At 60.8% G+C, this 6,263-nt stretch carries 1 protein-coding gene; it reads left to right on the forward strand.

The genetic code is table 11. The annotated features are described in order from the left end of the window. The coding region (locus HU755_RS26845; RefSeq protein ID WP_346655448.1) for an immunoglobulin-like domain-containing protein at nucleotides 1–6,263 on the forward strand (6,263 nt) is incomplete at both ends.

Raw genomic sequence — 6,263 nt, forward strand, 5'->3', positions numbered from 1 at the left:
AACTTCGAAAACCTGGTGCCAAGCAACACGCCTGCGGTCACCACGATCACCGATTCGGTGGATAACACCGGCCTGACTTTGACGGCAACCAACAACATCGTTGAAGGCGGCCAGATCACTTACACCGCGACGCTGACTAACCCGGCGCAAACTCCGGTAACCGTCACCCTGTCGAATGGCTCGATCATTACCATTGCCGCCGGTGAAACCGTCGGCACCGTCAGCGTGCCGACCGCCGCCAATGATGTGTACAACAATGGCAGCACCGTCAGCACCACCATCACTGGTGCCACCGGTGGCAATTTCGAAAACCTGGTGCCGAATCCGACGCCTGCGGTCACTACGATTACCGATTCGGTGGATAACACCGGCCTGACCTTGACCGCGACCAACAACATCGTTGAAGGCGGCCAGATCACCTACACCGCGACCCTGACCAACCCGGCGCAAACTCCGGTTACCGTCACTCTGTCGAATGGCTCGACCATCACCATCGCTGCCGGCCAGACCACCGGCACCGTCAACGTGCCAACTGCCGCCAACGACGTGTACAACAATGGCAGCACCGTCAGCACCACCATCACTAGTGCCACCGGTGGCAATTTCGAAAACCTGGTGCCGAATCCGACGCCAGCGGTCACCACGATTACTGATTCGGTGGATAACACCGGCCTGAGCCTTAGCGCCACTGGCTCGGTGGCCGAGGGTGGTTCGATCGTTTACACCGCGACCCTGACCAATCCAGCGGGCACGCCTGTCACCGTGACCCTGAGCAACGGCTCGGTGATTACCATCGACGCGGGTAAGACCACCGGCACCGTGACCGTTCCGGCCCCGGCTGATGACGTCTATAAAGATGCCGGCCAGATCGAAGTCACGATCAAGGACGCGAGCGGCGGCAACTTCGAGAACCTGGTGCCGAGCACCAACCCTGCGGTGACGGAAATCACCGATACCGTCGACACCTCGACGGTGAAACTGAGCGCTGACACCTCGGTCGCCGAAGGCGGCACCGTCACCTACACCGCCACGGTCGGCGCGCCAGTCACCGGTTCGCCTGTCGTTGTGACCCTGACTAACGGCCAGAGCATCACCATCGGCGTCGGCCAAACCAGCGGCAGCGTGACCACCACCGCACCAAACGATGCGCTGGCCGGCAATGCCGCACTGACCAATTCGATCACCAACGTCAGCGGCGGTAACTACGAAAATCTGGTCGCCGATAAAACGCCTGTCTCCACCGCAGTGACCGACGTTACCGACACCACCAGCTTGTCGCTGTCCGCGACCGGTTCCGTGGCCGAAGGTGGCCAGATCACCTACACGGCGACCTTGAGCAACCCGGCCGGTACCCCGGTCACCGTGAATCTGAGCAATGGCTCGGTGATCACTATCGAGGCCGGCAAGACCACCGGTACCGTGACCGTCGACGCACCGAAGGACGACGTCTATAAGGACGCCGGAAAAGTCGAAGTCAGCATCAAGGACGCCACGGGCGGCAACTTCGAAAACCTCGTCCCGAACGCCACGCCAGCGGTGACCGATGTCACCGATACCGTCGATACCTCGACCGTGAAACTGAGCGCTGACACTACCGTGGCTGAAGGCGGGACCGTCACTTACACCGCTACCGTTGGCGCACCAGTGACCGGTTCGCCAGTCGTCGTGACCCTGGCCAACGGTCAGAACATCACCATCGAAGTCGGCAAAACCACCGGCACCGTAACCTTCACCGCACCGAACGATGCGCTGACCGGTCAGGCTTCGCTGAGCAACTCGATTACCAACGTCACTGGCGGTAACTTCGAAAACCTTGTGGCGGATAAAACCCCAGTCAGCACCACCGTGACCGATACCGTCGACACCACCAACCTGTCGCTGTCCGCGACTGGCACAGTGGCAGAAGGTGGGCAGATTACGTACACCGCAACCCTGACCAACGCCGCTGGCTCGCCAGTGACCGTGACGTTGAGCAACGGCGCGGTGATTACTATCAAAGCTGGCGAAACCAGCGGTAATGTCACCGTTCCAGCACCAACCGATGACGTCTACAAAGACGCAGGTTCGGTGCAGGCAACGATCAGCAGCGCCACCGACGGCAACTTCGAAAACCTGGTGCCAAGCACTACGCCAGCCGTGACAACCGTCACCGACACCATCGATACCTCGACGGTGAAACTGACGGCTGATACCAGCGTTGCTGAAGGCGGTACCGTCACTTACACCGCCACCGTTGGCGCGCCAGTGACCGGTTCGCCCGTGGTGGTGGCCCTGGCTAATGGTCAGCAGATCACTATCGAAGTCGGCAAGACTACCGGCAGCGTGACCTCCACCGCTCCGAACGATGCGCTGACTGGTCAGGCTTCACTGAGCAACTCGATTACCAACGTGACCGGTGGCAATTTCGAAAACCTCGTCGCCGACAAGACCCCGGTCAGTACCGCTGTGACCGATACCGTCGACACCACCAACCTGTCGCTGTCCGCGACCGGTTCCGTGGCCGAGGGAGGTTCGATCGTTTACACCGCCACGCTGAGCAACCCGGCCGGTGCGCCGGTCACGGTCACCCTGTCCAACGGCGCGGTAATCACCATCAAAGCTGGCGAAACCAGCGGTAATGTCACCGTTCCCGCACCAACCGATGACGTCTACAAAGACGCAGGTTCGGTGCAGGCCACGATCAGCAGCGCCACCGGCGGTAACTTCGAAAATCTCGTGCCGAGCAATGTTCCGGCTGTGACGACTGTCACCGACACCATCGATACCTCGACCGTCAAGCTGAGCGCTGACACCTCGGTTGCTGAAGGCGGCACGGTTACTTACACCGCTACCGTCGGCGCGCCAGTAACCGGTTCGCCCGTGGTGGTGGCCCTGGCTAATGGTCAGCAGATCACCATCGAAGTCGGCAAGACAACCGGCAGCGTGACCTTCACCGCCCCGAACGATGCGCTGACTGGTCAGGCGTCGCTGAGCAATTCGATCACCAACGTCACTGGGGGTAACTTCGAAAACCTTGTGGCGGATAAAACCCCAGTCAGCACCACCGTGCCCGACATCGTCGACACCACCAACCTGTCGCTGTCCGCGACCGGTTCCGTGGCCGAGGGTGGTCAGATCACTTACACCGCGACGCTGACCAACGCCGCCGGTTCGCCAGTCACTGTGACCTTGTCCAACGGCGCCACGATCACCATCAAAGCTGGCGAAACCAGCGGTAATGTCACCGTTCCCGCACCAACCGATGACGTCTACAAAGACGCCGGTTCGGTGCAGGCAACGATCAGCAGCGCCACCGGTGGCAACTTCGAGAACCTCGTTCCGAGTACGACGCCTGCGATCACTCAAGTCACCGACACCATCGATACTTCGGCGGTCAAACTGACCGCTGATACTTCGGTGACTGAAGGCGGCACCGTCACCTACACCGCGACTGTGGGCGCTCCGGTCACTGGCTCCCCTGTCGTTGTGACATTGGCCAACGGTCAGAACATCACCATTGCTGTTGGCCAAACTACAGGCACCGCAACCTTCACCGCACCGAACGATGCGCTGACCGGTCAGGCGTCGCTGAGTAATTCGATCACCAACGTCACTGGCGGTAATTTCGAAAATCTGGTTGCGGACAAAACCCCAGTCTCGACTTCCGTCACAGACATTGCGGACCCTACAAATCTATCGCTGAGTGCGACCGGTTCTGTGGCTGAAGGTGGTCAGATCACTTACACCGCGACACTGACCAACGCCGCAGGCTCGCCAGTGACCGTGACGTTGAGCAACGGCGCGGTGATCACAATCAAAGCTGGCGAAACCAGCGGCACTGCAACCGTTCCGGCGCCAACCGATGACGTCTACAAAGACGCCGGTTCGGTTCAGGCAACGATCAGCAGCGCCACCGGTGGCAACTTCGAAAATCTCGTGCCAAGCACTGCGCCAGCCGTGACAACTGTCACTGACACCATCGATACCTCGACGGTGAAATTGACGGCTGACACCAGCGCTGCTGAAGGCGGCACCGTCACTTACACCGCTACTGTCGGGGCGCCGGTTACCGGTTCGCCAGTCGTCGTAACGTTGGCGAACGGTCAGAACATCACCATCGAAGTCGGCAAGACCACCGGCAGCGTGACCTTCACCGCCCCGAACGATGCGCTGACTGGTCAGGCGTCGCTGAGCAATTCGATCACCAACGTCACTGGGGGTAACTTCGAAAACCTTGTGGCGGATAAAACCCCAGTCAGCACCACCGTGACCGACACCGTCGACACCACCAACCTGTCGCTGTCCGCGACCGGTTCCGTGGCCGAGGGTGGGCAGATCACTTACACCGCGACGTTGACCAACGCCGCCGGCTCGCCAGTGACCGTGACGTTAAGCAACGGCGCTGTGATTACAATCGAAGCGGGCAAAACCACCGGCACCGTGACCGTTCCCGCACCGACCGATGACGTCTACAAAGACGCCGGCAGTGTCGAGGCGACCATCAAGAGTGCGACTGGCGGCGACTTCGAAAACCTGGTCACCAGCACAGCGCCAGCCGTGACCACGGTCAATGACACCGTCGATACCTCCACCGTGTCGCTGAGCGCCACTGCTAACGTCGCCGAAGGCGAAACAGTGGTCTACACCGCGACCGTGACCGCGCCAGTGACCGGTTCGCCGGTCATCGTCAGCCTGTCCAACGGCCAGACCATCACCATCGCCGTCGGCGAAACCACCGGCAGCGTGAACTATGTCGCGCCGAACAGCCCGTTGGCGGGCGGCAGCTCGCTGAGCGTAACCATCGACGGCGCCACTGGCGGCAACTTCGAAAAACTCGTGGTCGACGGTAAGGCCGCCGACACCGTGGTTTCCGACACCACCGACATTACCAACCTGAATCTGACCGCGAGCGATTCGGTGGCCGAAGGTGGCCAGATCACCTACACCGCGACGCTGACCAACCCGGCCGGCACACCGGTGAGCGTGACCCTGTCGAACGGCGCGACGATTACCATCGACGCGGGTAAAACTACAGGCGCCGTGACTGTCGATGCACCGAAGGACGATGTCTACAAGGACGCCGGCAAGGTCGAAGTGACGATCACGGACGCGACCGGCGGCAACTTCGAAAGTCTGGTGCCTAGCTCGGTTCCAGCCGTAACCAACGTCACGGACACCATCGATACCTCGACGGTGAAATTAACGACTGACACCAGCGTTGCCGAAGGCGGGACCGTCACCTACACCGCCACCGTTGGCGCGCCAGTGACCGGTTCACCTGTCGTTGTGACATTGGCCAATGGTCAGAACATCACCATTGCTGTTGGCCAAACCACCGGCACCGTGACCTTCACCGCGCCGAACGATGCATTGACTGGCCAGGCGTCGCTGAGTAATTCGATCACCAACGTCACTGGGGGTAACTTCGAAAACCTCGTCGCCGACAAAACTCCGGTCAGCACTGCTGTGACTGATACCGTCGACACCACCAACCTGTCGCTGAGCGCGACCGGGTCCGTGGCCGAGGGCGGGCAGATCACTTACACCGCGACATTGACCAACGCCGCTGGCTCGCCAGTCACTGTGACCTTGTCCAACGGCGCCACCATCACCATCGAAGCCGGTAAAACCACTGGCACCGTGACTGTCCCCGCACCAACCGATGACGTCTACAAAGACGCCGGCTCCGTGCAGGCAACCATCAGCAGCGCCACCGGTGGCAACTTCGAAAACCTGGTGCCAAGCACTACGCCAGCCGTGACGACGGTCACCGACACCATCGATACCTCGACCGTCAGACTGAGCGCTGACACCTCGGTTGCTGAAGGCGGCACCGTCACTTACACCGCTACCGTCGGCGCGCCGGTCACCGGTTCGCCTGTCGTCGTGACCCTGGCCAACGGTCAGAACATCACCATCGAAGTCGGCAAAACCACCGGCAGCGTGACCTTCACCGCCCCGAACGATGCGCTGACTGGTCAGGCTTCGCTGAGCAACTCGATCACCAACGTGACCGGTGGCAACTTCGAAAATATTGTTGCTGATAAAACCCCAGTCAGCACCACCGTGACCGATACCGTCGACACCACCAACCTGTCGCTGTCCGCGACCGGTTCCGTGGCTGAGGGCGGTCAGATTACGTACACCGCAACGCTGACCAACGCCGCTGGCTCGCCAGTGACCGTGACCCTGTCCAATGGCGCGGTAATCACCATCAAAGCTGGCGAAACCAGCGGTAATGTCACCGTTCCAGCACCAACCGATGACGTCTACAAAGACGCCGG

It is taken from the genome of Pseudomonas sp. SWRI111 (genome assembly GCF_014268555.1).
Classification (GTDB): Bacteria; Pseudomonadota; Gammaproteobacteria; order Pseudomonadales; family Pseudomonadaceae; genus Aquipseudomonas; species Aquipseudomonas hamedanensis.